The organism is Streptomyces sp. ACA25 (assembly GCF_028200735.1).
In the GTDB taxonomy this organism is placed as follows: domain Bacteria; phylum Actinomycetota; class Actinomycetes; order Streptomycetales; family Streptomycetaceae; genus Streptomyces.
In genome coordinates this window covers 56,801-83,333 of the sequence record NZ_JAQKPV010000015.1, presented here as the reverse complement: position 1 = coordinate 83,333, position 26,533 = coordinate 56,801, and the positions used below count along the sequence as shown (strand labels likewise).

The following is a 26,533-nucleotide window of genomic DNA, read 5'->3' as shown; positions in this document are numbered from 1 at the left end:
TTGCACTCTGCGTGTTATCCATACTCTCCTGCCAGCTTCTCGAGGAAGCGCGCGGACTCTTCCGTATGCAGCGCCTGCGCGCGGATGATGCCGTGCCGCTGGGCGTACACGCGGACGCGTGCGTGATCGGTGATCACTCCGCTGACCCCCTGCGACTCGGTATAGGCGACGGTACGCCCATTCCGTCTCTCCAGCAGGGTGATGGCACCCAGAACTCCGTCGTGCTCCCACCGGGCGGTGGGCATGACCTGGAGGGAGACGTTCCGCCGCCCGGCCATCCGCGCCAGCTTCTCCAACTGCTCCTTCATGACGGCCGGACCGCCCACCGGCCGCCGCAGCACGGCCTCCTCGATGACGAATCCGGTGACCACTCCCTTGCGGCTCTCAAAGATCGCCTGCCGGTCCATCCGCGCGGCGACCCGGTCCTCCACCTTGTCGTCGTCCAGCGGCGGACAGTGTCCGCTGATCAGCGCCCGGGCGTAGGCCATGCTCTGCAGCAAACCGGGGACGATCAAGGGCTCGTATGAGTGCAGGCTCACCGCGTCCTTCTCCCAGATGGCGAAGTCGCGGAAACGGGCCGGGAATCGCGCCGTGTCCACGTCTTCCTTCACCACCTTCAGCACGCCCCGCGCACCGAGGACGCGTTCCGCGGCATCGATGAACTGCGGCTTGGGGGCCCGGCGCCCGCGTTCGACGGAGGAGACCTGGTCCACCCCGTAACCAATTCTTCTGCCGAACTCCAGCTGGGTGAGACCGGTCTGCTCCCGCAAGACCTTGATCTGCTTCCCTACCGCCCGCAGCACGGGCTCGGCGCCCTCGCTGTCCTCCGGCGCCTGCTCGGCAGGCGCGCTCGCCGGTTTCCCGTTGTCCTCGACCGTCATGGTGCGACCTCCACAGCGCAGTTCTGTCCCCCCTTTCCAACTGCTGGCGGCACAGCCACGTCACTGTCCCGGGCCCGTACAGCACCGCCGGGATCCGTACGGGCCGTCTCCGTCCGGATGCCCGCGCCGCCTTTCACAGCCTCTGCCATTGCCCGCATGCCGCGGCGCGTGCTGGGATGTGAGGAGGGGTATCGGTACCGTTCGTGGTTCCCCGTGGCTGCCAGTTGTGCGGTGGCGCAGCTCAGGAACTTCCTGCCGGAGTCAGGGCCAGGTGCCGGACGCACGGGCGGACGGCCCCTCCGTACACGCCGATTTCCACTTCTGGACAGGAGCCGTGCGTACCGTCGTCACTGCTGTTCAGTGGCGCGCGAGCGGTCCAGGATCGACGCCATGACGTCGAGAACTCCCTCCGCCCCGGACCTCGCGGGGCGCCACGACTTCGCGCAGCTGTTCAGCTCCACCCGGCGGGGCGCGAGGCTGGCCAGGCTGATGGCAGCCCAGCAGCTGGACAGCTGGGGACACCCCTACGACTCGACCGTGTCGCGGACAGCGGCGCTTCTGGTCGGTGAACTGGCGTCGAACGCGGTCCTGCACGGGCGGCTGCCCGGCCGGGACTTCCGGCTCCGGCTCCGGGAGGAGCGCGGTGTCCGGCTGCTGATCGAGGTCACGGACGCGGTCGCGAGCCGATGGCCGGACACCACGGCACCTCCGCGCCCGCCCGCCGGGGACTGTGAGGGGGGCCGCGGGCTGCTGCTGGTCGAGGCCCATGCCACCCGGTGGGGTGTGCGGAACCTGACGCCACTGGGCAAGACCGTGTGGGCCGAGATCGACCTGCTCAGCACCACCCCGCCTGCCGATCAGCCCTCTGCCCTGCCCAGGGCCGGCCGGGGGAGGACGGCGGGCGGACCGTGCTGACCGTCCAGACGCGCTTTCCCTCACCGGTTCCGCTGCCGGTGCCGGACGCCGTGCGCTGTGTGTGCTTGGCCTACGTCACCGAGGACGGCCGGTCGTTCCGGCTCGGCAGGCATCCGTCCACGTCGGCGTGGGGGGCGATGCTGTGGCTGAGCTGGCGTGCCGCGCACATAGCCGACCAGCTGGACCCTCCGGCCGCGCGCCGGGTGCGGGCCGGACTGGCGGACGAGGGAACGACCCGGCGCGCCCTGGAACAACTGGGCCGGGGCGAGCCGTACCTATTGGCGATCCATGACGGCCCGGTCCACTACCTGCTGTCCGCCACTCCGGTCGGGGCGGTCCCCGGAGCGGTCCCGGCAGTGGGAGCAGGCAGCGCCGTGAGCTGAGACCGGGCGCCCGGTCACGCCCGGTTCGCCCGCGCCCCGGCCCCGTGGTGGTGCGCGGGCTCGGCTGTCCGCCCTGTGGGCCTACGCTGGCTCCATGGTGCCGGAGCAGTCAGGGGACGTGGACGCAGGACACACAAGGGTCCTCCTCGTGGACGATCAGGCTCTGCTGCGCAGCGCGTTCCGGGTGCTGGTGGACTCCGAGCCGGACATGGCCGTGGTGGGGGAGGCGTCCGACGGCGCCCAGGCGCTGGAGCTGTTGCGCGTGCACGGCGCGGACGTGGTCCTGATGGACATCCGGATGCCCGGCATGGACGGGCTGGCCGCGACCCGGGCGATCGCCTCGGACCCGAACCTGAGGGACGTCAAGGTGATCATCCTGACGACCTTCGAGGAGGACGACTACGTGGTGCAGGCGCTCCGCGCGGGGGCCTCCGGCTTTCTGGGCAAGGGGGTGGAGCCGGCGGAGTTGCTGTCCGCCGTGCGCCGCGCGAGGGCGGGGGAGGCCCTGCTGTCGCCGACCGCCACCCGTGGTCTGATCACCCGCTTCCTGGCCCAGAGCCACCCCGGGGACGATCCGCCCCTGTCATCCTCGGTGCTGGAGGTGCTGACCGCCCGGGAGCGCGAGGTGCTGATCCAGGTCGCGGGCGGTCTCGCCAACGACGAGATCGCCGAACGCCTGTCGGTGAGCCCGCTGACCGTGAAGACCCACATCAACCGCCTGCTGTCCAAACTGGGTGCCCGCCACCGGGCTCAGCTCGTCATGACCGCCTACGAGACCGGCCTGGTCCGTCCCCGCCACTAGCCGGCTTTCGCCCGCTGTCCGGACGGCCATCGAGTCAGCCGCCACGCCGGGATTCCTGCCTGTCACCTCCCGCCCTGGGAGCGGGGGCGAACGACTCGGCGGCCTTTTCGGGCTGCTGCGGGGCCTGTTGACGGAAGCGGCCCTGTGTCACGGCCAGCAGGGCACCGGCGAGCATGACAACGGCGCCCGAAGAGGCCCGGGCAGCTACGCCCGCAGCGGGCCCGGCCCGGGAACAGCCGGCTCGGCCAGGCAAACACGCCCCGCTGCGTGACGGAGTCGGCAGGTTCGCAGGCAGGTCACAGGAAAGTACCGGAGGGGATGTAGGGGGTGGGCGGGCGCATACCGCGCAGACAGAGGTAGCCGGCCGTGGTCAGCTCCAGACCGGCCGCCAGGCCGACGTCCACCGCCCACTCCTGCTCGGCGGTGAGCTGGGCGAGCCGCGCGGTGGCGCCGGCGGGGAGGCTCAGCAGGGCCGCGGTGAGGAGCCGGGTGGCGATGCGGCGGGAGGTGGCGGCCAGGAGCTCCACCCGGCCGTCGTCGCTGACGTAGGCGTAGCCGCCGCCCGCCAGGTCGTCGGCGACGACCACGCGGTGGTGCCGCAGCAGCTCCAGGTGGTCGGGGCCGTGGGCGCCGCCGCGGATCCTGCGGTCCACGGAGTCCATCAGGTCCCGGTGCGCGGCGCTGCCTTCGAGGGCAGGACCGTCGGGGGCGGGGAGACGGGTGGCGTCCACCGTGCCCCGCATGCGCATCGCGGGGTGCAGGGTGAAGCCGGCCCGCCGGTAGGTGCGGGCGGCCACCGGGTGCCGGGAGCCGCAGATGATGCCGCGCAGCGTGCCGCGGCCGTACTCCAGCGCGCGGTCCAGCAGTGCGGTGCCGACGCCGTTGCCCTGCGCCTCGGGGAGCACCGCGAGCAGGGACAGTCCCCAGGTGCCTTCCCGGAGCGAGGCCCGCACGGCGCCCACCGGGCGGCCCGCGGCGTCCTCCGCCAGCCAGCAGCCGCCCGGATCGGTGCGGGCCAGGTGCCGGGTGGTCCGTTCGTGCCCGGCGATGGCCTCCGGGGACCACCACTCCTCCGGTGCATCGCCCTTGGCGGCGTGGGAGGCGGCGAACGCGGCGGCGGCCACGGTCCGTACGGCGGAGGCGTCGTCCCGGGTGTCACGGACCTGGCGCAGCAGCATGCCGTCCATCCTCGCCGTGGGCGCGGTCACCGGTCCAGCCCGGTGAAGTCGAGGGGCGGTGCGGGCGGGGGAGCGGTGGGATGATCCGAGAATGAGTGTGCGTTCGTGGGTGACGGTCGCGGCGCTGGTCGGCGTGCTGCTGGGCCTGCTGGTGGTGGCGGACGGCTGCGTGCGGGACCCGGACCCGCCCGGAGGGGACGGCGAGATCTTCGACGCGCTTCCGTTCGCCGGACACGGCCCTTCCTCCCGGCCGTAGTGCCCGTGACGGGCGGCGGTGGGGCCGGACAACCTGTCCGGCCCCACCGCCGTCGCCGGGATGGAGCGGGTGCGGCCGGCAGCAGCCGCGGTGCCCGGCTACGGGAGGCTGAGCATGCGCTCCAGGGCGAGCTTGGCGTACTTCTCGGTCTCCGGGTCCACCTGGATGCGGTTGACGACCTTGCCGTCCACCAGGGACTCCAGCGCCCACACCAGGTGCGGCAGGTCGATGCGGTTCATGGTCGAGCAGAAGCAGACCGTCCGGTCGAGGAAGACGACCTCCTTGCCCTCCCCGGCGTAGCGGTTCGCCAGCCGCCGCACCAGGTTCAGCTCGGTGCCGATCGCCCACTTCGAGCCGGCCGGGGCGGCGTCCAGGGTCTTGATGATGTACTCCGTGGAGCCCACCTGATCGGCGGCGGCGACGACCTCGTTCTTGCACTCGGGGTGCACCAGGACGTTGACGCCGGGCACCCGCTCGCGTACATCGCGCACCGAGTCCACGGAGAAGCGGCCGTGCACCGAGCAGTGCCCGCGCCACAGGATCATCTTCGCGTCCCGGAGCTGCTCGGGGGTGAGGCCGCCGTTCGGCCGGTGCGGGTTGTAGACCACGCAGTCGTTCAGGGACAGCCCCAGGTCACGGACCGCGGTGTTGCGGCCGAGGTGCTGGTCGGGGAGGAAGAGGACCTTCTCGCCCTGCTCGAAGGCCCAGTCCAGGGCACGCTTGGCGTTGGAGGACGTGCATATGGTGCCGCCGTGCCGGCCGGTGAAGGCCTTGATGTCGGCGGAGGAGTTCATGTACGAGACGGGCACGGTGGTGCCGGCGACGCCGGCCTCGGTCAGGACGTCCCAGCACTCGGCGACCTGCTCGGCGTTGGCCATGTCGGCCATGGAGCAGCCGGCGGCCAGGTCGGGGAGAACGACCTGCTGGGCGTCGGAGGTCAGGATGTCGGCCGATTCGGCCATGAAGTGCACGCCGCAGAAGACGATGTACTCGGCCTCGGGCCGGGCCGCCGCCTCGCGGGCCAGCTTGAACGAGTCGCCGGTCACGTCGGCGAACTCGATGACCTCGTCGCGCTGGTAGTGGTGGCCCAGGACGAAGACCCGGGTGCCGAGCGCGGCCTTGGCCGCACGCGCCCGTTCGACCAGGTCCGGGTCCGAGGCGGCCGGGAGGTCACCGGGACAGTCCACGCCGCGCTCACTGGCCGGGTCGGCTTCGCGGCCGAGCAGGAGCAGGGCCAGCGGGGTGGGCTGGACGTCCAAGGGCTGGGCGGTGTTCACGGCACACCTTTTCCGTTGCGTCGGATGCCTCGAAGCAGCAGTAGACCGCTTCACCTGGCTTTTCGTCGATCTGACGTTATCTATGATAACCGCTTCGCGTCAGTTCGACGATGCAGCTCGTGTCAATGTGACGCATCCCGCTGCGCGCCGGCCGGTCCGGTGCCGCGAGCCGTGACCCGAGGCGCGACGGTGTGCGAGCATGGCGGGGAGGAAAGAGACATGCCGACACCGGAATGCCTCGGCGGTGCCGGGCGTTCCAGCAATAGGCAGAGCAGTCCGTACTACCCGGGAGAGAAGCAGATGTCCGTTGAGGACCAGACCGTTGTGAGTGACGGCATCATCCTGTCCGACGCTGCCGCGGGGAAGGTCAGGACCCTGCTCGAGCAGGAGGGTCGCGATGATCTCGCCCTCCGCGTCGCAGTTCAGCCGGGTGGATGTTCCGGGCTGCGCTATCAGCTCTTCTTCGATGAGCGTTCGCTCGACGGAGATGTCGTCAAGGACTTCGACGGCGTCAAGGTGGTCACCGACCGGATGAGCGCCCCTTACCTGGGCGGCGCCTCCATCGACTTCGTCGACACCATCGAGAAGCAGGGCTTCACCATCGACAACCCGAACGCCACGGGTTCCTGCGCCTGCGGCGACTCGTTCAGCTGAGCCGTCCCCGGCGGGGCCGGGCGTGGTGTTCCGCGCCTCCGACAGACAGCTGAAGGGGGCGGCCCCGTCCGGGCCGCCCCCTTCCGTGCGCTCCGGGGCAGGAGCGCGTGGCGGGCGTGTCAGCGCCTGCCCCTGCCGCTCAGCGCACCGGGATCTCCTCGCCGCGCTCGTCCACCAGTGTCCGGTCCCCGACCGGCGCGTCCAGCTTCACCCGGACCGAGGTCCGCTCCGCGATCATGATGCAGACATCGTCGGTACCGCCGACCGTCTCGGTGCGCAGCCGGACGGTGTCCCCGGACTCCTCCGCGGCTCCGGCGTACTCGTCGCAGACTCCGCCCCAGAAGTGCAGGGTGAGGACACGGTCCCCGGGACCGTAGGCGTCCACCGACATGCCCGCGTCCGTCAGGTCCGGCACGTCACCGGGCCCGCCGGGGGCGTCCGGAGGCAGCGGCTCCAGCGGCGGGGCGGGCTCCACCTGGCCCGGGCTGCCGGGCTCCGCCGCTCCTGCCCCGGGGTGCCCGCCGTCCCCGGCCTCGCCGTCGCGCAGGCCCAGCGTCCCGGGGTCGACGGCAGGCTGCGTCACCGCGTAGCGCGCGTCGCGCTCGCCCGCCTCGAAGACCCAGACCGGCACCAGCAGCGGCTCGGCCCCGGCGTGCTCCAGGCTCAGCGCCAGGTGCGCGCCCGTCACCGGGACCTCGGTGCTTCCCTCCGGAGGCGCGACTTCGGCCCCGTCCTCCCGCGCGTCCGCGGAACCCTGCGCCGCGGACTCACCGTTCAGCGTGTCCAGGGCCTCCTGCGCGCTCAACAGCGGATGCTCCCCGTCCGCCGTGGGGGTCAGCAGCCTGCCGTAGCCGCTCCGCAGCTCACCACCGGGGCCGACCTCGAGCACGGTGTCCGCGCCGTGCACCGGAAGACCGGACACCTGGTCAGCGACCCGCACCGTCCGGCTGTCGCCCCACTGCTCCTCGGTCTCCAGCTGCGCGTCCTGCAGACCGAGCGTCTCCAGCAGGGGCCGGGCGGCGGCCAGCGCGGTCTTCTCCGGCACCGGGTCGACCGGGGCGCCGGGCATCACCGGCTCCGCGTCCGCCCGGCCGTCCGTGCCCTCCGAGGGATCGACGCCCTGGCCCTCGCCTCCCTTCCCGGCCCCGGGGAGGTCCTCGGTGCCGGTGCCCGGGGCCGGGACCGGCTGCCCGGGATCCCCGTAGGAGTGGAAGGACCACTCGCCGGGGGCTTCCGCGGAGACCGTGAGCACCGGCTGCGCGGCGCCGGGCGCGTCGGGTGCCGGGCCGGAGGAGCGGGGGGAGTCGGGGGAGCCTGCCGGGGCGCCGACCCGCCAGGTCCCGTCGCGCAACTCCGGCGTGCCCGACAGCCCCAGGGCTCTGGCCAGTTCCGTCACCTCCGCCGCACCGACACTGCCGGAAAAGCGGTGCACCGCGGCCCGTTCGGGTCCGTCCGGGAGATCCTCGGTCGCCACGAGCACGACGCGGGCCGCGTCCGAGGACGCCAGGGAGTCGGCTTCCAGGTTGCCGGTGGCGTCCGGCGCAGCGGCCTCCGGGCCCGCGGCCTCGTCACCGGCCGTGCCGAACAGCGTCTGCCCGCCGTAGATCCCGCCCGCGAGCAGCGCCACGGAGGCCGCCACCGCGGCCGCGGCCGGCCAGTGGCGGCGGCGGGCCGGGAGGGGAAGGGCGTCCGCAGGGGGGTGGTCCACGGTGTCCTGGTCAGCCACGGCAACGCTCCTCGGGTGCGGATGGATGATGCGTCTCTTGGACGGGCCGCACCCGTTGCCGGTTCCCGGGTCTGTGGTCCCTTGCCGTCCGGCGGTAGCCTGAGGAGTCCGCCCGCCCCCTTTCCAGGAGCAGACCTGCCGTGCGCATCGCCGTCTCCGGCTCCATCGCCACCGACCATCTGATGACCTTTCCCGGCCGGTTCGCCGACCAGCTCGTCGGGGACCAACTGCACACCGTCTCCCTGTCGTTCCTCGTCGACCAGCTCGATGTGCGCAGGGGCGGGGTCGCCGCCAACATCTGCTTCGGCATGGGGCAGCTGGGTGCCGCCCCGATCCTGGTCGGCGCCGCGGGCGCGGACTTCGACGAGTACCGCGCCTGGCTGGACCGGCACGGTGTGGACACCGAGTCCGTCCGGATCTCGGAGGTGCTGCACACCGCGCGCTTCGTGTGCACCACCGACGCCGACCACAACCAGCTCGGTTCCTTCTACACGGGTGCGATGAGCGAGGCCCGGCTCATCGAGCTGAAGACGGTCGCGGACCGGGTCGGCGGACTGGATCTGGTGCACATCGGTGCCGACGACCCCGAGGCGATGCGGCGGCACACCGAGGAGTGCCGCAGCCGCGGCATCCCGTTCGCCGCCGACTACTCGCAGCAGCTCGCCCGGATGGACGGGGAGGAGATCCGCGCCCTGACGGAAGACGCCGCGTACCTCTTCAGCAACGAGTACGAGGGCTCGCTCATCGAGTCGAAGACCGGTTGGACCGGCGAGGAGATCCTGGCGAAGGTCGGCACCCGGGTCACCACGCTCGGTGCCCGGGGGGTGCTGATCGAGCGGGCCGGTGAGCCGGATCTGCGGGTGGGCTGCCCGCAGGAGGAGACCAAGGCGGATCCGACCGGCGTCGGTGACGCGTTGCGGGCCGGCTTCCTGGCCGGCCTGGCCTGGGGCACCACGCTGGAGCGTTCCGCTCAGCTGGGCTGCATGCTGGCCACCCTGGTCATCGAGACGGTGGGCACCCAGGAGTACGAGCTGCGCCGGGGCTCCTTCATGGAGCGTTTCGCGAAGGCATACGGCCACGACGCCGCGGACGAGGTCCGCGCCCACGTGCAGGGCGGCTGAGCCCCGGGGGAGCCGACCCGCGAAGGGTCACGCGGCACGGCGCACCCGGTACGCCGTGCCGCGATCCGGGTCCGCGCTGTCCAGGTCCCGCTCGTCGAGGAACTCCTGCCCGCGCAGATGACACCAGGCCCGGATGTCCAGCCCGGCAGCGCCGTCGTCGGACAGCACCGTGACGATGCCACCGACCGGCACCCCCTCGATCGCCCGGGCCAGTTCGATGACGGGCACCGGGCAGAGCTTCCCCAGCGAATCGACCGTGACGGACTCGGGCCGCGGGCCCGGTCCGGGTCCGGCCGGCGCCGGACCCGCCAGCTGCTCCCGCACCGATTCCACGGCACCGGGCAGCACGGCGAGGAACCGCTCGACGTCCTCCTCGCGGGTGCCCGGTGGCAGGGAGACCCGGACGTTGCCCTCGGAGAGCACTCCCATGGCGCGCAGCACATGGCTGGGGGTGAGGGTGCTGGAGGTGCACGAGGAACCGGAGGAGACGGCGAAGCCCTCCCGGTCCAGGGCGTGCAGCAGGGCCTCGCCGTCGGCGTAGAGACAGGAGAAGGTGACCAGGTGCGGCAGCCGCCGCAGCGGGTCCCCGACCACCTCGGTGTCCGGAACGAGCCGTGGTACCCGGTCGCGGATCCGGTCGACGAGCTTCCGCAGCCGCGCCGCCTCCTTCACCGCCTCCTGCCGGACGGCGCGCAGCGAGGCCGCCGCGGCCACCACGTCGGGCAGGCTGCCGAAGCCGGGGGCGCGGCCGGACTCCCGCTCGTCCGCCGGCTGCGGAGCGGCGAAGCGCACTCCCTTGCGCACCACGAGGAGTCCTACCCCGCCCGGCCCGCCCCACTTGTGGGCGCTCGCGGTGAGCAGGGACCACTCGCCGGGCACCGGCCCCCAGGGCAGTGACTGGGCGGCGTCCACCAGCAGGGGGACGCCGGCCGCCCCGCAGGCGGCGGCCACTTCGGCCACCGGCTGCTCGGTGCCGACCTCGTGGTTGGCGGACTGCAGGCAGGCCAGGGCGGTGTCCCTGCGGAGCCGGCCGGCCCAGTCACCGGGATCGACGCGGCCGCCGCGGTCCGGGGCCACTTCGGTGACCGTGCCGCCGTCCCGCTCGTGGACGCCGGCGGCGTGCAGCACGGCCGAGTGCTCGACCGCGGAGACCAGCAGGTGGCGCCCGACACGCCGACGGGCGGAGAGGCTTCCGGCGATCCCGGTGTGCAGTGCCCGGGTGCCGGAGGAGGTGAAGACCAGCTCGTCGGGGCGGCAGCCCACCTGCTCCGCGGCGCTTTCCCTGGCGGCGTCCAGCAGCATGCGGGCCCGTCGCCCCTGGCGGTGCAGCCGGGTGGGATCGGCCCAGCCGTCCTCCAGGGCTGCGGCGAGAGCCTCCCGTGCCACGGGGTGCCAGGGGAGAGAGGAGGCGGCATCGAAGTAGGACACGCGGAAACGCTATCGTCGCGGGGGGGCACTCCGGGCCGCGGGCCGCCGGGAGCGGGCACGTTGCGGGGCGTCACCCGGGGCTCCGCAGGGCCAGTTCCGCCCCCTGGGAAGGGGGCACGCCGCGTTGGGCACCCTCCTCGCGCGACCGCACAGGGCGTCCAGTAGGGTTTGGTCCGCATAAACATCCAAACCCCTGCCCGTGCCAGGGCCGGTGCCCCGCTCCGTGCGAAGGCTGCGGCCGGCCTACGGGCGAGACTCTCGGGAAGGCGCTACGTGAGTCCCAACGGCTCCGACCGCTCGTCGCGGCGCCCGATGCGGCGGATTCTGCCGCAGGCGCTGATCGCGGGCCTGGTCCTGGCAACCGCGACAGGTTGCACATCAGAGGACTTTCCCCGCCTTGGCATGCCCACTCCGGTGACGGAGGAGGCGCCGCGGATCCTGTCCCTGTGGCAGGGCTCGTGGGCTGCTGCCCTTATTACGGGTGTGCTGGTCTGGGGCCTCATCCTGTGGAGTGTCTACTTCCACCGGCGGTCCAGAACAAAGGTCGAGGTACCTCCGCAGACGCGGTACAACCTGCCCATCGAGGCCTTGTACACGCTAGTTCCACTGATCATCGTATCGGTGCTTTTCTACTTCACCGCGCGTGACCAGACCGAGCTCACCAGGGTGTCCGACGACGCGGATCACGTCATCAACGTGGTCGGCTTCCAGTGGAGCTGGGGCTTCAACTACCTGGAGCCGGTCGGTGCCTCCGACGGCGACGCCCGCACCGCTCCGGAGCTCGGGGGCATCCCGGACCGCATGATGGAGGCGGTGCCGGAGAACGCCGACGGCGTGTGGGACATCGGCACGCCCGACGACCGTGACCCGGACACCAACGACCCGGGGCCGACCCTGGTGCTCCCCGAGGGCGAGTCGGTGCAGTTCATCCTGACTTCCCGGGACGTCATCCACTCCTTCTGGGTGGTGCCGTTCCTGATGAAGGTGGACGTCATTCCCGGGCACACGAACCGCTTCGAGGTGACCCCGAACAAGCAGGGCACCTTCATGGGCAAGTGCGCCGAGTTCTGTGGCGTTGACCACGCCCGCATGCTCTTCAACGTCAAGGTGGTGTCTCCCGAGGAATACCAGGAGCACCTGCAGGATCTGGCCGACAGGGGCCAGACCGGCTACATCCCGGCGGGCATCGAGCAGACGGACGCCGCCAGAAACGCGGAGACGAACAACCCGTGAGCATCCTCGACAACTCCCAGGAGCCGGCCATCTCGGGTCCGCCGACGGCGACGCCGCCCGTGTACCGGAAAGAGCCCGGCAACATCGTGGTCCGGTGGGCGACCACCACGGATCACAAGACCATCGGCACGCTCTATCTGATCACCTCGTTCCTGTTCTTCATCGTGGGCGGCGTGATGGCGCTGGTCATGCGCGCCGAGCTGGCCCGCCCCGGTAACCAGGTCGTGACCAACGAGCAGTTCAACCAGCTGTTCACCATGCACGGCACGATCATGCTGCTGCTGTTCGCGACCCCGCTCTTCGCCGGGTTCGCGAACTGGATCATGCCGCTGCAGATCGGCGCGCCCGACGTGGCGTTCCCGCGGCTGAACATGCTGGCCTACTGGCTGTACCTGTTCGGCGGCCTCATCGTCGTGGCCGGCTTCTTCACCCCGCAGGGTGCGGCCAACTTCGGCTGGTTCGCCTACTCACCACTGTCCGACGCGGTCCGCTCGCCGGGTGTCGGCGCGGACATGTGGGTCATGGGCCTGATCCTCGGTGGATTCGGCACCATCCTCGGCGCGGTCAACTTCATCACCACGATCATCTGCATGCGCGCTCCGGGCATGACGATGTTCCGGATGCCGATCTTCACCTGGAACGTCCTGCTGACCGGTGTGCTGGTCCTGCTGGCCTTCCCGGTGCTGGCCGCCGCGCTGTTCGGACTGGCGTCCGACCGGTTGTTCGGCTCGCACATCTTCGATGCCGCCAACGGCGGTCCCATCCTCTGGCAGCACCTCTTCTGGTTCTTCGGCCATCCAGAGGTGTACATCATCGCGCTGCCGTTCTTCGGCATCGTCTCGGAGGTCATCCCGGTCTTCAGCCGTAAGCCGATCTTCGGCTACATCGGTCTGATCGGTGCGACGATCGCGATCGCCGGCCTCTCGGTGACCGTGTGGGCACACCACATGTACGTCACGGGAGCGGTGCTGTTGCCGTTCTTCTCGTTCATGACGTTCCTCATCGCGGTGCCGACCGGCGTCAAGTTCTTCAACTGGATCGGCACGATGTGGAAGGGGTCGCTCAGTTTCGAGACCCCGATGCTGTGGACGATCGGCTTCCTGGTCACCTTCCTCTTCGGTGGTCTGACCGGCGTCATCCTGGCTTCGCCGCCCCTGGACTTCCACGTCTCGGACACCTACTTCGTGGTGGCGCACTTCCACTACGTCGTCTTCGGCACGGTGGTCTTCGCGATGTTCGCGGGCTTCCACTTCTGGTGGCCCAAGTTCACCGGCAAGATGCTCGACGAGCGGCTCGGCAAGATCACCTTCTGGACGCTGTTCGTGGGCTTCCACGGCACCTTCCTGGTGCAGCACTGGCTGGGCGCCGAGGGCATGCCGCGCCGCTACGCCGACTACCTGGCAGCGGACGGGTTCACCACGCTGAACATGATCTCGACGATCAGCTCGTTCCTGCTCGGCCTCTCGATGCTTCCGTTCTTCTACAACGTCTGGAAGACCTGGAAGTACGGGGAGAAGGTCGAGACGGACGACCCGTGGGGTTACGGCCGTTCCCTGGAGTGGGCGACGTCCTGCCCGCCCCCCCGGCACAACTTCGTCACCCTGCCCCGGATCCGTTCCGAGTCGCCGGCGTTCGACCTGCACCACCCCGAGGTGTCGTCGCTCGATCAGCTGGAGAACCGGGACCCGGACGTTATCTCGCCCGATGACCGTGGAGAGGGTGCCAAGAAGTGAAGATCCAGGGGCACATGTTCAACTGGCTGGCGGCCTTCTTCCTCGTCGTCGCCGCCGTATACGGCTTCTGGTCGAGGGAGCCGGTGGGCACCACCGCGCTCTTCCTGGCCTTCGGCCTTTCCATCATGGTCGGGTTCTACCTGGTCTTCACCGCCCGCCGGGTGGATGCCGGGGCGCAGGACAACAAGGATGCCGATGTCGCGGACGACGCGGGGGAGCTGGGCCATTTCAGCCCGCACAGCTGGGCGCCGCTGGCGCTCGGCGCGGGGGCGATGTTCGCCTTCCTCGGCCCGGTCTTCGGCTGGTGGTTCCTCTGGTTCACCGCCCCGCTGCTGGTGATCGGCCTGTGGCTGTGGGTGTTCGAGTACTACCGGGGAGAGAACCAGACCCAGTAGCACCGGCCCGACCTGCGCAAGCAGGAACAGCGAGACAAGAGGGCGGCCCCCGGACACCTGTCCAGGGGCCGCCCTTCCTCATGCTCCGACCCGGCCCCTGGACAGTCACCGACAGGCCAGGAGGGCCGCAGAAAGCGCACCGCGCGGCCGCAGGGGTCTGCGGGCCGCGCGGTGCGCTGCGAAAGCTCAGAGGCTGGTCAGGCCACGTGCGGCAGCCGGCGGCGCAGCAGAGCGGCGAGGGAGGCGGCGAGCTCGCCCGCCTCCAGCGGATGGGCCACCGCGGACTCGGCGCGGCTCCAGGTGGCCAGCCAGGCGTCCTGGGGGCGGCCGATGAGGAGCAGGACCGGCGGACAGTTGTAGATCTCGTCCTTGATCTGCCGGCAGACCCCCATGCCGCCCGCGGGGGTCGACTCGCCGTCCAGCACGCAGACGTCGATGCCGCCCTCCTCCAGGGTGCTGAGCACCGCCGGCAGGGTGGCGCATTCCACATACTCGATCTGTGGGGCATCAGCCGCGGGGCGCCGCCCGGCGGCGAGCCGCACCTGCTCACGAGTGTTGGCGTCATCGCTGTAGACCAGCACCGTCGCCGTGCGCTGCATCCGTCCTCCTCCGTCGGGCCCGTTCCGCGGATGCTACTCGGTCGGGCCGTATACGACGGCACAGGGGCGTCCCGCAGGCGGCGCGGCCGGGTCCGCACCGGCCGGGGGCGAGCCGTTCCCGCAGTACACGCGGCTTTGACACACCGAACGGCACCCCCGGGGTGAGCGCGGGATAAGCGACCGACATAATGTCGGGCGTGGCGACAGCAACTGCACTAGACACCGGGCACGCGCAGCACCCTGCGGTCAACCGACCGAACATGACCAGCGTGGGGACAGTCATCTGGCTGTCCTCGGAGCTCATGTTCTTCGCGGCCCTCTTCGCGATGTACTTCACCCTGCGGTCGGTGATGGGAGCCGAGTACTGGGAGGCGCAGGCGGATCTGCTGAACCTGCCTTTCGCGGCGGTCAACACCACGATCCTGGTGCTTTCCTCGCTGACCTGTCAGCTCGGCGTGTTCGCCGCCGAGCGCGGGGACGTGAAGAGGCTCAGACTGTGGTTCTCGATCACCTTCGTCATGGGTTCCGTCTTCATCGGTGGCCAGGTCACCGAGTACGTGGAGCTGGTCGCGCACGAGGGCATCACGCTCTCGGGCGACCCCTACGGCTCGGCGTTCTACCTCACCACCGGGTTCCACGGCCTGCACGTGCTGGGAGGTCTCTTCGCCTTCCTGTTCGTCCTGGCCCGGACCTACGCCGCCCGGCGTTTCACCCATGAACAGGCCACGTCAGCCATCGTCGTGTCCTACTACTGGCACTTCGTGGACGTGGTCTGGATCGGCCTCTTTGCCACGATCTACCTGATCCGGTAGCCGCACCCGCACCCGCACCGCACGCACATTCCATGCACCGACGCAGAAAATCCTGACCACCGGGGTAATCCGTGAAAAAGCTCTCCGCACGACGGCGCCATCCGCTGGCGGCGCTCGTCGTCCTCATCTTCGCGCTGGCGGCCACAGGGGGGCTGTACGCCGCGTTCTCTCCCGCGGGTGAAGCCCAGGCCGACACCGCGGAGCATTCCATCGCTGTCGAGGAGGGAATGAAGCTCTACGCGGTGGGCTGCTCCAGTTGCCACGGCACCGGCGGGCAGGGCACCGAAGCGGGTCCCTCCCTCGTGGGTGTGGGCGCCGCGGCCGTCGACTTCCAGGTCGCCACCGGCCGCATGCCGATGCAGAACCCGGGCCCGCAGGCCCCGAACAAGCCGGCCGTCTACAACGACGCCGAGACCGCCCAGCTGGCCGCCTACATCGCCTCGCTGGGCCCGGGGCCCTCCGTCCCCGAGCCCGGCCAGTACGACCCGGCGGAGGGCAACTCCGCCCGCGGCGGCGAACTGTTCCGCACCAACTGTGCGCAGTGCCACAACTTCACCGGCCAGGGCGGTCCCCTGACGCACGGGAAGTACGCCCCGAACCTGCACGATGTCGAACCGAAGCAGATCTACCAGGCGATGCTCACCGGCCCGCAGAACATGCCGGAGTACCCCGACGGGATCATGCCCGAGCAGGAGAAGCGGGACATCATCGCCTGGCTGGCCGCGGTCAACAGTTCCGAGGCCCCCAACCACGGCGGGTTCTCCCTCGGTGGTTACGGGCCGGTCAGCGAAGGTCTCTTCGCGTGGACCTTCGGCATCGGTGTGCTCATCGTCGCGTCCGTGTGGGTCGGTGCTCACACCGCTAAGGCCAGGAAGTCATGAGTAGCCAGACTGGATCCAAGAACGACGAGTCACTGGACCCGTCGGAAGAGTTTCTGCCCGACGAGCGTCAGCGCGGCGAGGCAGCCCTGGTGGACGACCCGTTCGCCGACCCGGGACTGCCCGGGCACGAGTACCGCCGGCAGGACGTGGACGAGCGGGCCGCCAAGCGGTCCGAACGCATCGTGGCACTGCTGTTCATCGCTTCGATGCTGGCCACGGTCGGCTTCATCCTGTCGTACGCGCTCATCCCGATCGATCAGATCACGACGATCTGGCCGCTCGGCAACATCAGCATGCTCAACTTCGCCCTCGGCGGCACGCTCGGGCTGGCGCTGGTGTTCATCGGTGCGGGTGCCGTCCACTGGGCCCGCACCCTGATGAACGACGTGGAGACCTCCGAGGACCGCCACCAGGTCGAGGCAACGCCCGAGACCAAGGCCTACGTCCTCGAGCAGTTCCGCCGCGGGACCGAGGAGTCCGGCATCGGCTTCGGCCGCCGGAAGCTGATGCGCAACAGCATGTTCGGTGCGCTGGCCCTGGTGCCGCTCTCCGGTGTGGTCCTGCTGCGCGACCTCGGTCCGGCGCCCGGTGACAAGCTGTTCCACACCGCCTGGCAGCCCGGCAGCCTGATCATCAACGAGAACACGATGCAGCCGCTGCGCCCCGAGGACATCACCACCGGCTCGCTCGTCCAGGCGATGCCGGAGGGTCTGGACATCCACGACCACGACTTCCTCCAGGAGATCGCCAAGGCCGCGGTGATGCTGGTGCGGATCGAGCCGGAGGACATCAGGGACCAGCAGTCGGCCGACTGGGGCTACGACGGCATCCTTTGCTACTCGAAGATCTGTACCCACATCGGCTGTCCGGCGACTCTCTACGAACAGCAGACACACCACGCGCTGTGCCCGTGTCACCAGTCGACCTTCGACCTCGCCGACGGTGCCAGGGTGCTTTTCGGGCCGGCGGGCCACCCCCTGCCGCAGCTGCGTATCACAGTGAACGATGACGGCTACCTCGAGGCGCTCGGCGACTTCGACGAGCCGGTCGGCCCGAGCTTCTGGGAGCGCGGATGAGTACGGCAACGGACACGTCGACGAGCAAGGACCGCCGGGGCAAAGCCCCCGCCGGTGAGCGGGTCGCCGACTGGGCCGACGGCAGGCTGGGCGTCTACAGCCTCGCCAAGTCCAACATGCGCAAGATCTTCCCGGATCACTGGTCCTTCCTGCTCGGGGAAGTCGTTCTCTACAGCTTCATCATCCTGATCCTCACGGGCATCTACCTCACGCTCTTCTTCGTGCCGAGCATGGCCGAGGTCGAGTACAGCGGTTCCTACGTCCCGATGCAGGGCGTACTGATGTCGGAGGCCTACGCCTCGACGCTGGACATCAGCTTCGACGTCCGCGGTGGCCTGCTGATGCGGGAGATTCACCACTGGGCCGCACTGATCTTCGTGGTCGGTCTCTTCTTCCACATGATGCGGGTGTTCTTCAACGGGGCGTTCCGCAAGCCGCGCGAGATCAACTGGCTCTTCGGCTTCACGCTGCTGCTGCTGGCCATGTTCACCGGCCTCACCGGCTACTCGCTGCCGGACGACCTGCTCTCCGGTACCGGCGTGCGGTTCATGGAGGGTGCGATCCTCGCGGTGCCGGTGGTCGGCACCTGGCTGCAGATGCTGCTGTTCGGCGGGGAGTTCCCCGGCCACGACATCATCCCGCGGTTCTTCGTGGTCCATGTGCTGCTGCTGCCCGGCCTGATGCTCGGGCTGATCGCCGCGCACCTGATCCTGGTCGTCTACCACAAGCACACCCACTACGCCGGTCCCGGGCGGAGCAACGGCAACGTCGTCGGCATGCCGCTGTTCCCGGTCTACATGGCCAAGGCGGGCGGGTTCTTCTTCCTGGTCTTCGGTGCCATGTCGCTGATCGCCGCGACAACCAGCATCAACCCGGTATGGGTGCTCGGCCCCTACCGGCCGGACCAGGTGTCGACCAACGCCCAGCCCGACTGGTACATGGGCTTCTCCGAGGGCCTGGTGCGGCTCATGCCGGCCTGGGAGATGGTGTTGTTCAACAACTACACCCTCAACCTCGGGCTGCTCGTTCCGCTCATGGTGTTCCCGCTCATGCTGGCGGTCATCGCGCTGTACCCGTTCTTCGAGAGCTGGGTCACCAAGGACAAGCGCGAGCACCACATCGCGGAGCGCCCCCGCAACGCCCCCACCCGGACCGCGTTCGGTGTGGCGTGGCTCAGCTGGTACTTCGTCGCCCTCGTCGCGGGCGGCAACGACCTGTGGGCCCTGCACTTCAACCTGTCGCTCAACGCACTCACCTGGGCGTGCCGGATCGGCTTCTTCGTCCTCCCGGTGGTGACCTTCATCGTGGTGCGCCGCATCTGCCTCGGTCTGCAGCGCCGGGACCGGGAGAAGGTGCTGCACGGCCGGGAGACCGGGATCATCAAGCGGCTGCCGCACGGTGAGTTCACCGAGGTGCACGAGCCGCTGCCGCGCGCGGAGCTGTACCGCCTCACGGCGCACGACCAGTACCACGCGCACGATCTCGGCGAGCTCACCGATGAGAACGGTGTGCCGCGCAAGGTCGGCCGGCTGGAGAAGCTGCGGGTCCGGATCAGCCGTGGCTACTTCGGGGAGAGCGGTCAGGTCACGAAGCCGACCGCCGAGGAGTACCGCCAGATCACCAGCGGCGAGGGTCACCACTGACCTCTGCTGTCCGCCCGAGCGGCCCCGTCCATTGTGCGGACGGGGCCGCTCGGGCGTTCCGCCGCCACTAGGATCAAGAGCCCCGGCGTGATGCTTGTGGCGACACCGCCGGCCCGTGTGCCCCCGTCCGCCGCCGAATCCCGGAGCCCACCATGAGCAGCGTGACCCCCGCAGGAGGCGACACCGCGGCGGCGCACACCTGGCCGGACGTGCTGAGCTCGCTCCTCGCAGGCCAGGACCTGACCGGTGGTTCCACTGCCTGGGCGATGGACCGGATCATGTCCGGTGAGGCGACCGACGCCCAGATCGCCGGGTTCGCCGTGGCGCTGCGTGCCAAGGGCGAGACCGTCGAGGAAGTGACCGGTCTCGTCGAGACCATGTACCGGCATGCCCGGACCATCGAGGTGCCCGGCGCCACCGTGGACATCGTCGGCACCGGCGGCGACCGGGCCAGGACGGTGAACATCTCGACGATGTCCGCCATCGTGGTGGCCGGCACCGGGGCGAAGGTCGTCAAGCACGGCAACCGGGCGGCCTCCAGCGCCAGCGGGGCCTCCGACGTGCTGGAGAAGCTCGGCGTCAATCTGGAGCTGACCCCCGAGCGGGTCGCGGAGGTCGCCGTCGAGGCGGGAATCAGCTTCTGCTTCGCGGTGAAGTTCCACCCCGCGCTGCGGCACGTCGCCGCGGCGCGCAAGGAGCTGGGCATCGCGACGACCTTCAACTTTCTCGGCCCGCTGACCAATCCGGCCCGGGTCCGGGCCCAGGCGACGGGTGTGGCGGACCCCCGGATGGCCCCGGTCGTCGCCGGCGTGCTGGCGGAGCGCGGCAGCTCCGCGTTGGTCTTCCGCGGGGACGACGGCCTGGACGAGCTCACCACGACGGCCACCTCGACGGTCTGGGTGGTGCGCGGGGGAGCGGTCCGCCGGGAGGCGTTCGATCCGCGCAGCGTGGGTCTGGAGCTGGTGCCGGTGGAGGCGCTCCGCGGTGCGGACGCCGCCTACAACGCCGACGTGGCCCGGCGGTTGCTGGAAGGGGAGCGCGGCCCCGTGCGGGACGCGGTGCTCCTCAACTCGGCTGCCGCGTTGGTGGCGCTGGAGCAGGCCGACGGCCCGCTGCCCGAGCAGCTCGCCGCGGGCATGGTGAAGGCGGCCGAGTCGATCGACTCCGGCGCCGCCAGGGCCACGCTGGAGCGCTGGGTGGCCGCGAGCCACCGCTGACCGGCCCCGCCCGGCGGGGTCCGGCCGTCGCGGGCGGCCCGGCGCGGTACCGGGTCAGGAGTCGAGGCCGATCGCGAAGGCCGCCTCCAGGTCGTGCTGCGAGTAGGTGCGGAAGGCGATGTGCGTCTCGGTGGACTCGACTCCCGGCACCTTGCTGATGCGGCCCGGGATGACCTCCGCAAGATCGTCGTGCCGGGCCACCCGGACCAGGGCGATCAGATCGTGCGCACCGGTCACGGAGTAGACCTCGCTGACTCCCTCCAGCGCCGCGATCTGCTCCGCGATCTCCGGGATCTGATCCACGCTGGTCTTGATGAGCACAATCGACGTGATCATGACGGGGCTGCTCCCTGGGGTGATGTATGGAGATCGCCGTTCACACTCTAGACGAGCGTCTCCGCACACGGTCACTGGTCACGGGCGGTGAGTGCCGGAGTGCGGCGGGTCGGGGAAGCGGTCACGTTTCCCCGTGGAAGCGGGGCGTTCGGACGGGGAAGCGTGCCGTGCGGGCGTCGCGCCCGCAGCACCGGATGATCATGGGCACCCTCGCCGGTGACCTGCGCCGCCGTACAGGCCGTAGGGTGACAAGGGACACTCGTCAGCCCTCCGCAGTGCCGAGCCGAGAAAGTAGGACGAGACCATGGCGCTCTCTCAGCCCACGGCAGGGACCCGCTGGCGGTGCTCCCTGTGCGGCAATCTCACCCGCTTCGATGTGACCCGCTCCAGCAGAGTGGTCGAGTTCCTGCATCTCGACCTCTCGGGAGAACCGGAGGTCGAGGAGCGGGAGGTGCTCAGCGACCGCGTCGAATCCGTCCGCTGCCGTTGGTGCGGCGCGGTCGACCAGGTGGAGCTGGTCGAGCGGCCCGGCACCCAGGCCTGACGGCGGTGGGCGCGGTGCCGGACCCCAGGGACCAGGACGCGGCGGGCTCCGCGGACCCGGAGGCGGCGGCTGGATCCGCGGTGCGTCCCGGGGACGGGGACGGCCGAACGGAGCAGGCCGAGGAGCTTGCCCCGCAGTCCGGCACACCGCAGCCCGAGGAGCTGGACGGCCCCCTGCCCGAGAAGGTCCGGCACCGGGTCATCGCGGTGGCGGGGGAGGCGTTCGCGGGTCTGACGATGGCCGAACTCCCCGCTGCACTGAGGCAGTTCGCGCGGTTCACCCCTTCCCGCCGGGTCAGGTTCGGCGGCAGCGCGATGGCCGCGGCACTGGAGAACGACACCGGTTTCCGGCTGCGGGTCGCCGCCCGGCTGCGTGCCGATCAGCCGGAGCTGGCCACGGCGCTGGAGAACGACGTGGTGCCGGCCGCGGCCGATCCGGTGGACGTCGCCATGGCGGCCTACGTACTGCGCCCGCCCGGCTGGACGAAGCTGGTGTCGGCGGCCGGGGAGGAAGCGCACCGCCTGCAGGCCGAGCGGGCCGGCGAGGAGCGCGAGCGGGAGCTGGTCAGGCTCCGGGAGGAGCTGGCGCAGGTGCGGACCGCGGCGCGCCGGGACACCGACCGGATGCGCGCCGAGCTGGAAGCCGCGCGCAAGGAGGGGGAGTCGGCACACCGCAGACTGCGCAGTGCCCAGAGCGACGTACGGCGCGGGGAGGCCGCGCTCCGGAAACTGCGCGCCGAGTTCGACGTGGCGCGGGCGGAGGCGGCGACGGCGCGGGCCGCCGCGGACAGTGAGGCACGCCGCCTGAGGGCACGGCTCGGTGAGGCGGAGACGGCGCTGGAGGCCGGCCGCAAGGCTGCCCGGGAGGGCCGCAGCATCGAGGACATGCGGCTGCGGCTGCTGCTCGACACGGTGCTGGAGGCCGCGCAGGGGCTGCGCCGGGAGCTGGCTCTGCCGCCCGTGCAACTGCGCCCGGCGGAGACCGTGGAGGCGGTCGTTCCCGGCGGCATGACCCCGGGAGACGTCGCGCAGCGGGCCCTCGCGGAGGATGATCCGGCCCTGCTGGACCAGCTGCTGGCGCTGCCTCAGGCACACGTGGTGGTGGACGGCTACAACGTGACCAAGAGCGGGTATCCCACCATGCCCCTGGAGAAGCAGCGCACCCGGCTGCTGGGCGGGCTCGCCGTGCTGGCGGCGCAGAGCGGGGCCGAGATGACGTGCGTTTTCGACGGTGCCGAGCTGGCCGCGCCGGTGCTGTTGACCCCGCCGCGCGGGGTACGGGTGCTCTTCAGCAAGCCGGGGCGGACCGCTGATGACCTCATCCGGCAGCTCGTGCGGGCCGAACCGCCGGGCCGGCCGGTCATGGTGGTGTCCGCGGACCGGGAGGTGGCGGACGGGGTGGCCAGGTTCGGTGCCCGGCCCATCGCGCCCGCGCTGCTCTTGCGGCGGCTTGCCCGGACCTGAGCTGTTTGGCCCCTTGGTCCGGAAAGTTGCCTGTTGTGACCGGTGTTGTCGATTTTTGTCAACGGAGAGTCGAAAGCTGGTCGCCGCCGGTGTGAGCAAAGTAAAAAAACACCCGGAAGATTTGATTGGGCTATGGGCCCTCGCTAGTGTCAGGGCTCGAACCTTCACGCGGTAGATCATCCAATGGGGATGACCGTGAAGACACCGCCGAATCCGTAGCAAGACCGCGGAGCCGGGGCCACGCCCAACGGCCCGGCAGGCGGCTGAGGAAGAAGGAGCTCGCCTTAGTGGCGTCCCACCGTCGTCCCAAGCAGCCGAGCCGCGCCCGTGTGACCATATTCGGAGCCACCGCGGCCGCCACCGTCGCCCTCACCTCGCAGGCAGCGCACGCAGACCCCACTCCGACCAAGGACGAGGTCAAGGAGCGCGTCGACGCCCTCTACGAGGAAGCCGCCGATATCACCGACGAGTACAACGGTGCCACCGAGGAGGCCGAGAACCTCCAGGAGCAGGCCGAGGAGCTCCAGGGCTCGGTGGCCCGTGGCCAGGAGGAGCTCAACAAGCTGCGCAACAGCGTGGGTTCCGTGGCCACCGCCGAGTACCGCAACGGCGGGGTCGACCCGTCCGTGCAGCTCTTCCTCTCCGCCGACCCCGACGGCTACCTCGACCGCGCCTCCACTCTCGACCAGGTGTCGGGGAAGCAGGCCGAGGCCCTCCGCAAGATCCAGACCAAGCAGCGCACGCTCGCTCAGCAGCGCGAAGAGGCCTCGGAGAAGCTGGAGAAGCTGGAGGAGACCCGCGGGGAGATCAAGGAGAAGAAGGAGAAGATCCAGGGCAAGCTGAGCGAAGCCCGGGCCCTCCTCAACCGTCTCACCGAAGAGGAGCGGTCGGCGCTCGCCGCAGAGGAGGCCGCCGCGCAGCAGCGGGCGTCGGAGCAGGCCGAGCGAGCCACCCGTGACGCGGGCAGCCGCGACACGCTGGAGAGCGCCACCAGCACCCCCAGCACGCCTTCCGCGCCGGCCGGCTCCTCCCGGGCAGCCTCGGCGCTCAGCGCCGCGCAGAGCAAGGTCGGCTCCCCCTACGTGTACGGCTCCACCGGGCCCAACACCTTCGACTGCTCCGGGCTCACCGGCTGGGCCTACAGCCAGGCCGGGGTCTCCCTGCCGCGCACCTCCCAGCAGCAGGCCAACGCCGGCACCCGGGTGACCCAGAGTCAGCTCCAGCCGGGCGACCTGGTCTTCTACTACAGCGGTCTGAGCCACGTCGGCATGTATGTCGGCAACGGGCAGATCGTCCACGCTCCGAACTCGAACAGCACGGTGAAGTACGACGGCGTGAACGTCATGCCCTTCCAGTTCGGTGTCCGCGTGGGCTGACCCGCCCCGCTCGCGGCCCGGCCGGCACACCCTCCGGACGGGCCGTCGGCACCGCCCGCGGAACGGCCCGGCGCCCCGTGCGCCTCCTCCGTCCGGGTGGTTCCCGAAAAGTTCATCACCCCGCCGCGTCCCCGGCGTGACCTGCGGCTGTGCCGCCCGGTCCGGCTTCCCGGGGGCGCGGCGGCGTCGTGATCCCCGCTTCCGCGCCGCTACATTCTGCTCTCCGATCTCGATCGAAGGGAGCGCGGTCAGCAGTGGGTGCACACCGACGTCCTCCGCACACCGCTCCGGGGCGGGCCGCCCGGGCCGGCGTACTGTCCGCCGCCGCCGGTGCGGTGGCGGTTCTCACCGTTGTCCCGGTGGCCGCAGAGCCGGGCGGCTCCTCCTCGAGCACCGCGGCCACCGAGCGGGTGGATGAGCTTTTCGCCGATGCCGAGCGCGCGGTGGAGGCGTACAACGGCACTTCGGAGCGAGTCGAGGAGCTGCGGGCCGAAGTCGAGCAGCGGCAGGACCAGCTGGCCCGGGGCCAGGCGGAGGTCAACAGCAAGCGGCACTCCCTGGGCTCCCTCGCCGCCGCGCAGTACCGCTCGGGCGGGGTCGATCCGGAGGTGGCGCTCATGCTCTCCGAGGACCCCGAGCAGTACCTCGGACGGGTCTCCACCCTGGACCGGATCACCACCCGGCAGGCGGGGGAGCTCCGCGAGCTGCGCACCGCGCAGCGCCTGATGGAACAGCGGCGTGCAGAGGCCGAAGGGACGCTGGGTGAGCTGGAGCGGGAGAAATCCCGGCTGGCCCGCCAGAAACAGGAGGTGCAGGAGAAGCTGGCAGCCGCCCGGAGGCAGCTGGAGCGCCTGTCCACCGAGGAACGCCGGGAGCGTGAGCGAGCCGCCCGCTCCGCGGACCGCGAGGCCCGCGAGGCCCGCGAGGACCGGGCGTCCGGGGCCGCCGCGGCGTCCGGGGAGACGGCCCCGGTCTCTGCCGTCCCGGCCTCCGGGAGGGCCGGCGCGGCGGTTTCTGCCGTCCGTCAGGCACTCGGCAAGCCGTATGTCTGGGGGCAGACCGGGCCGAACGGCTTCGACTGCTCCGGGCTGATGCAGTGGGCGTACGCGCGGGCCGGGGTCTCCCTGCCGCGCACCTCCCAGGCCCAGGCCGGTGCCGGGCGGCGGGTGCCGCTGAGCCAGGTCCAGCCCGGTGACCTGGTGGTCTACCGCAGCGACGCCAGCCACATCGGCATGTACGTGGGAGGCGGCCAGGTGGTGCACGCTCCCTACCCCGGAACCCAGGTCCGTTACGACCCCGTCGGCATGATGCCGGTGTCCGGGGTGGTCCGGCCCTGAGCGGGCCCGGCTCCCGGTCCGCCCGCCTGCTCCCGCCGCATCTCCGCTCCCGTCCGCCGTCGGGCTCCCGGCCGCTGTCCGGCCGGGAGCCCGGGGGGATAGGGTCGTGGCGATGCGCAAGACCCTCATCGTGACCAACGACTTCCCGCCCCGCCCGGGCGGTATCCAGGCCTTCCTGCACAGCATGGCGCTGCGCCTCGATCCGCAGCGGGTGGTCGTCTACGCCTCCACCTGGAAGCGGGACCGGGAGAGCGCCGAGGCCACCGCGGCCTTCGACGCCGAGCAGCCGTTCCCGGTGGTCCGGGACCGGGCCACGATGCTGCTGCCCACCCCCCGGGTCACCCGGCGGGCGAGTGCACTGCTGCGGGAGCACGGCTGTTCCGCGGTCTGGTTCGGGGCAGCAGCCCCCCTCGGGCTGATGGGTCCGGCCCTGCGCCGGGCCGGTGCCGAGCGGCTGGTGGCCACCACCCACGGGCACGAGGCGGGCTGGGCCCAGCTGCCGGGCGCCCGTCGGCTGCTGCGCCGGATAGGAGACGGCACGGACACCCTGACCTACCTCGGGGAGTACACCCGGCTCCGGATCGCCGCGGCGCTCACGGCGGAGGCCGCCGCCCGCATGGTGCAGCTGACTCCGGGCGTCGATGAGAAGACGTTCCACCCCGACTCGGGCGGCGCGGCGGTGCGGGCCGGCCTCGGCCTGACGGATCGCCCGGTCGTCGTCTGCGTCTCCCGGCTGGTGCCGCGCAAGGGACAGGACACGCTGATCCGGGCGATGCCCCGGATCCTGGCCGCGGAACCGGAGACGGTCCTGCTGATCGTGGGCGACGGTCCGTACCGCCGGGACCTGGAGCGGTTGGCGGCCGGCACCGGGGTGGCCGGCTCGGTCCGCTTCACCGGCGCGGTGCCCTGGCGGGATCTGCCCGCGCACTACGGTGCGGGCGACGTCTTCGCCATGCCCTGCCGCACCCGGCGAGGCGGTCTGGACGTGGAAGGGCTCGGCATCGTCTACCTGGAGGCTTCCGCCACCGGCCTGCCGGTGGTGTCCGGGGACTCCGGCGGAGCCCCGGACGCGGTGCTCGACGGAGAGACCGGCTGGATCGTGCGGGGTGCCGCCGGCACCGCGCCGGCCGAGACCGCCGAGCGCGTGGTGGCGCTCCTCGGGGACTCCGCGCTGCGCCGCCGGATGGGGGAACGCGGCCGGGCCTGGGTGGAGGAGCGCTGGCGCCGGGACCTCCTGGCAGCCAGGCTCGAGGACCTGCTCTGAGCC

The 26,533-nt window shown here is 71.0% G+C and carries 26 protein-coding genes; 19 read left to right on the top strand and 7 right to left on the bottom strand.

What is annotated here, in order from left to right:
* Window positions 1-14 precede the first annotated feature (14 nt).
* Window positions 15-881 carry a helix-turn-helix domain-containing protein gene (locus PJ985_RS20470; protein ID WP_271685332.1) on the bottom strand — a complete coding sequence of 289 codons (867 nt, stop codon included), beginning with the start codon at window positions 879-881 and terminating at the stop codon, window positions 15-17.
* 390 nt (window positions 882-1,271) lie between these two features.
* Here PJ985_RS20470 and PJ985_RS20465 point away from each other — a divergent pair, with 390 nt between their 5' ends.
* From PJ985_RS20465 to PJ985_RS20455, 3 genes are all read left to right on the top strand, one after another.
* On the top strand, window positions 1,272-1,796 hold the full coding sequence (locus tag PJ985_RS20465; protein ID WP_271685331.1) for an ATP-binding protein: 525 nt from the start codon (window positions 1,272-1,274) through the stop codon (window positions 1,794-1,796).
* Window positions 1,790-2,179: a hypothetical protein gene (locus tag PJ985_RS20460; RefSeq protein ID WP_271685330.1), complete on the top strand. Its 390-nt coding sequence runs from the start codon at window positions 1,790-1,792 to the stop codon at window positions 2,177-2,179. The genes PJ985_RS20465 and PJ985_RS20460 overlap by 7 nt, the downstream gene beginning before the upstream one ends.
* Before the next feature lie 94 nt (window positions 2,180-2,273).
* Entirely contained in the window at window positions 2,274-2,981 is a 708-nt protein-coding gene (locus PJ985_RS20455; RefSeq protein ID WP_271685329.1) for a response regulator, read from the top strand.
* 296 nt (window positions 2,982-3,277) lie between these two features.
* On the opposite strand, the gene PJ985_RS20450 is transcribed toward PJ985_RS20455, so the two are convergent.
* Window positions 3,278-4,159, bottom strand: coding sequence for a GNAT family N-acetyltransferase (locus PJ985_RS20450; protein ID WP_271685328.1), 882 nt, complete (start codon window positions 4,157-4,159; stop codon window positions 3,278-3,280).
* 91 nt (window positions 4,160-4,250) lie between these two features.
* On the opposite strand from PJ985_RS20450, the gene PJ985_RS20445 reads away from it, so the two are divergent.
* A complete protein-coding gene (locus PJ985_RS20445; RefSeq protein ID WP_271685327.1) occupies window positions 4,251-4,415 on the top strand; it encodes a hypothetical protein in 165 nt (54 codons plus the stop codon).
* Window positions 4,416-4,513: 98 nt separating this feature from the next.
* On the opposite strand, the gene nadA is transcribed toward PJ985_RS20445, so the two are convergent.
* Window positions 4,514-5,692 (bottom strand): quinolinate synthase NadA, encoded by a 1,179-nt coding sequence (gene nadA, locus PJ985_RS20440; RefSeq protein WP_271685325.1) that lies wholly within the window; start codon window positions 5,690-5,692, stop codon window positions 4,514-4,516.
* 300 nt (window positions 5,693-5,992) lie between these two features.
* Here nadA and PJ985_RS20435 point away from each other — a divergent pair, with 300 nt between their 5' ends.
* Window positions 5,993-6,346 (top strand): HesB/IscA family protein, encoded by a 354-nt coding sequence (locus PJ985_RS20435; RefSeq protein ID WP_271685324.1) that lies wholly within the window; start codon window positions 5,993-5,995, stop codon window positions 6,344-6,346.
* A gap of 139 nt (window positions 6,347-6,485) precedes the next feature.
* Here PJ985_RS20435 and PJ985_RS20430 read toward each other — a convergent pair whose 3' ends face one another.
* Complete coding sequence (locus tag PJ985_RS20430; protein ID WP_271685323.1) at window positions 6,486-8,072, bottom strand: hypothetical protein; 1,587 nt, start codon at window positions 8,070-8,072, stop codon at window positions 6,486-6,488.
* Between the two features lie 140 nt (window positions 8,073-8,212).
* Here PJ985_RS20430 and PJ985_RS20425 point away from each other — a divergent pair, with 140 nt between their 5' ends.
* Window positions 8,213-9,193 carry a carbohydrate kinase family protein gene (locus tag PJ985_RS20425; RefSeq protein ID WP_271685322.1) on the top strand — a complete coding sequence of 327 codons (981 nt, stop codon included), beginning with the start codon at window positions 8,213-8,215 and terminating at the stop codon, window positions 9,191-9,193.
* A gap of 27 nt (window positions 9,194-9,220) precedes the next feature.
* On the opposite strand, the gene PJ985_RS20420 is transcribed toward PJ985_RS20425, so the two are convergent.
* Window positions 9,221-10,621 carry a cysteine desulfurase/sulfurtransferase TusA family protein gene (locus PJ985_RS20420; RefSeq protein ID WP_271685321.1) on the bottom strand — a complete coding sequence of 467 codons (1,401 nt, stop codon included), beginning with the start codon at window positions 10,619-10,621 and terminating at the stop codon, window positions 9,221-9,223.
* 273 nt (window positions 10,622-10,894) lie between these two features.
* On the opposite strand from PJ985_RS20420, the gene ctaC reads away from it, so the two are divergent.
* Genes ctaC through PJ985_RS20405 form a run of 3 tightly spaced genes read left to right on the top strand, consistent with a single transcriptional unit; the run spans window position 10,895 to window position 13,982 of the window.
* A complete protein-coding gene (gene ctaC / locus PJ985_RS20415; protein ID WP_271685320.1) occupies window positions 10,895-11,854 on the top strand; it encodes an aa3-type cytochrome oxidase subunit II in 960 nt (319 codons plus the stop codon).
* Entirely contained in the window at window positions 11,851-13,587 is a 1,737-nt protein-coding gene (gene ctaD, locus PJ985_RS20410) for an aa3-type cytochrome oxidase subunit I (protein ID WP_443033540.1), read from the top strand. Before ctaC ends, ctaD begins: the two co-directional genes overlap by 4 nt.
* Window positions 13,584-13,982 carry a cytochrome c oxidase subunit 4 gene (locus PJ985_RS20405; protein ID WP_271685319.1) on the top strand — a complete coding sequence of 133 codons (399 nt, stop codon included), beginning with the start codon at window positions 13,584-13,586 and terminating at the stop codon, window positions 13,980-13,982. The genes ctaD and PJ985_RS20405 overlap by 4 nt, the downstream gene beginning before the upstream one ends.
* 197 nt (window positions 13,983-14,179) lie before the next feature.
* On the opposite strand, the gene PJ985_RS20400 is transcribed toward PJ985_RS20405, so the two are convergent.
* The gene (locus PJ985_RS20400; RefSeq protein ID WP_271685318.1) at window positions 14,180-14,581 is read right to left on the bottom strand and encodes a hypothetical protein; all 402 of its coding nucleotides are present in this window, start codon (window positions 14,579-14,581) and stop codon (window positions 14,180-14,182) included.
* Between the two features lie 188 nt (window positions 14,582-14,769).
* Here PJ985_RS20400 and ctaE point away from each other — a divergent pair, with 188 nt between their 5' ends.
* The 5 genes from ctaE to trpD all read left to right on the top strand — a co-directional run bounded on the left by ctaE (window position 14,770) and on the right by trpD (window position 20,210).
* Entirely contained in the window at window positions 14,770-15,393 is a 624-nt protein-coding gene (gene ctaE / locus PJ985_RS20395) for an aa3-type cytochrome oxidase subunit III (RefSeq protein ID WP_271685317.1), read from the top strand.
* 71 nt (window positions 15,394-15,464) lie between these two features.
* Window positions 15,465-16,274, top strand: coding sequence for a cytochrome bc1 complex diheme cytochrome c subunit (gene qcrC / locus PJ985_RS20390; protein WP_271685316.1), 810 nt, complete (start codon window positions 15,465-15,467; stop codon window positions 16,272-16,274).
* Window positions 16,271-17,350 (top strand): cytochrome bc1 complex Rieske iron-sulfur subunit, encoded by a 1,080-nt coding sequence (gene qcrA / locus PJ985_RS20385; protein ID WP_271685315.1) that lies wholly within the window; start codon window positions 16,271-16,273, stop codon window positions 17,348-17,350. Before qcrC ends, qcrA begins: the two co-directional genes overlap by 4 nt.
* A complete protein-coding gene (gene qcrB / locus PJ985_RS20380; RefSeq protein ID WP_271685314.1) occupies window positions 17,347-18,993 on the top strand; it encodes a cytochrome bc1 complex cytochrome b subunit in 1,647 nt (548 codons plus the stop codon). The genes qcrA and qcrB overlap by 4 nt, the downstream gene beginning before the upstream one ends.
* A gap of 152 nt (window positions 18,994-19,145) precedes the next feature.
* Window positions 19,146-20,210 carry an anthranilate phosphoribosyltransferase gene (gene trpD / locus PJ985_RS20375; protein ID WP_271685313.1) on the top strand — a complete coding sequence of 355 codons (1,065 nt, stop codon included), beginning with the start codon at window positions 19,146-19,148 and terminating at the stop codon, window positions 20,208-20,210.
* Window positions 20,211-20,264: 54 nt separating this feature from the next.
* Here the strand turns inward: trpD and PJ985_RS20370 are convergent, their stop codons facing one another.
* The gene (locus tag PJ985_RS20370) at window positions 20,265-20,546 is read right to left on the bottom strand and encodes an Lrp/AsnC ligand binding domain-containing protein (RefSeq protein WP_271685312.1); all 282 of its coding nucleotides are present in this window, start codon (window positions 20,544-20,546) and stop codon (window positions 20,265-20,267) included.
* Between the two features lie 304 nt (window positions 20,547-20,850).
* Here PJ985_RS20370 and PJ985_RS20365 point away from each other — a divergent pair, with 304 nt between their 5' ends.
* The 5 genes from PJ985_RS20365 (at window position 20,851) to PJ985_RS20345 (ending at window position 26,530) form a co-directional block, all read left to right on the top strand.
* Entirely contained in the window at window positions 20,851-21,090 is a 240-nt protein-coding gene (locus PJ985_RS20365) for a hypothetical protein (protein WP_271685311.1), read from the top strand.
* A 161-nt stretch (window positions 21,091-21,251) separates the two neighbouring features.
* The gene (locus tag PJ985_RS20360; RefSeq protein ID WP_271685390.1) at window positions 21,252-22,553 is read left to right on the top strand and encodes an NYN domain-containing protein; all 1,302 of its coding nucleotides are present in this window, start codon (window positions 21,252-21,254) and stop codon (window positions 22,551-22,553) included.
* Window positions 22,554-22,840: 287 nt separating this feature from the next.
* Complete coding sequence (locus PJ985_RS20355; RefSeq protein ID WP_271685310.1) at window positions 22,841-23,929, top strand: C40 family peptidase; 1,089 nt, start codon at window positions 22,841-22,843, stop codon at window positions 23,927-23,929.
* Window positions 23,930-24,183: 254 nt separating this feature from the next.
* Window positions 24,184-25,266, top strand: a complete 1,083-nt coding sequence (locus tag PJ985_RS20350; RefSeq protein ID WP_271685309.1) for a C40 family peptidase — start codon at window positions 24,184-24,186, stop codon at window positions 25,264-25,266.
* Window positions 25,267-25,378: 112 nt separating this feature from the next.
* Window positions 25,379-26,530, top strand: coding sequence for a glycosyltransferase family 4 protein (locus tag PJ985_RS20345; protein ID WP_271685308.1), 1,152 nt, complete (start codon window positions 25,379-25,381; stop codon window positions 26,528-26,530).
* Window positions 26,531-26,533 lie beyond the last annotated feature (3 nt).

Coding starts and splice junctions, on each gene's coding strand:
- PJ985_RS20470 (WP_271685332.1), bottom strand. CDS start 881: ATGACGGTCGAGGACAACGGGAAACCGGCGAGCGCGCCTGCCGAGCAG.
- PJ985_RS20365 (WP_271685311.1), top strand. CDS start 20,851: ATGGCGCTCTCTCAGCCCACGGCAGGGACCCGCTGGCGGTGCTCCCTG.
- PJ985_RS20465 (WP_271685331.1), top strand. CDS start 1,272: ATGACGTCGAGAACTCCCTCCGCCCCGGACCTCGCGGGGCGCCACGAC.
- PJ985_RS20450 (WP_271685328.1), bottom strand. CDS start 4,159: ATGCTGCTGCGCCAGGTCCGTGACACCCGGGACGACGCCTCCGCCGTA.
- PJ985_RS20435 (WP_271685324.1), top strand. CDS start 5,993: ATGTCCGTTGAGGACCAGACCGTTGTGAGTGACGGCATCATCCTGTCC.
- trpD (WP_271685313.1), top strand. CDS start 19,146: ATGAGCAGCGTGACCCCCGCAGGAGGCGACACCGCGGCGGCGCACACC.
- PJ985_RS20445 (WP_271685327.1), top strand. CDS start 4,251: ATGAGTGTGCGTTCGTGGGTGACGGTCGCGGCGCTGGTCGGCGTGCTG.
- PJ985_RS20370 (WP_271685312.1), bottom strand. CDS start 20,546: ATGATCACGTCGATTGTGCTCATCAAGACCAGCGTGGATCAGATCCCG.
- PJ985_RS20455 (WP_271685329.1), top strand. CDS start 2,274: ATGGTGCCGGAGCAGTCAGGGGACGTGGACGCAGGACACACAAGGGTC.
- ctaE (WP_271685317.1), top strand. CDS start 14,770: ATGTCGGGCGTGGCGACAGCAACTGCACTAGACACCGGGCACGCGCAG.
- qcrB (WP_271685314.1), top strand. CDS start 17,347: ATGAGTACGGCAACGGACACGTCGACGAGCAAGGACCGCCGGGGCAAA.
- qcrA (WP_271685315.1), top strand. CDS start 16,271: ATGAGTAGCCAGACTGGATCCAAGAACGACGAGTCACTGGACCCGTCG.
- PJ985_RS20345 (WP_271685308.1), top strand. CDS start 25,379: ATGCGCAAGACCCTCATCGTGACCAACGACTTCCCGCCCCGCCCGGGC.
- PJ985_RS20400 (WP_271685318.1), bottom strand. CDS start 14,581: ATGCAGCGCACGGCGACGGTGCTGGTCTACAGCGATGACGCCAACACT.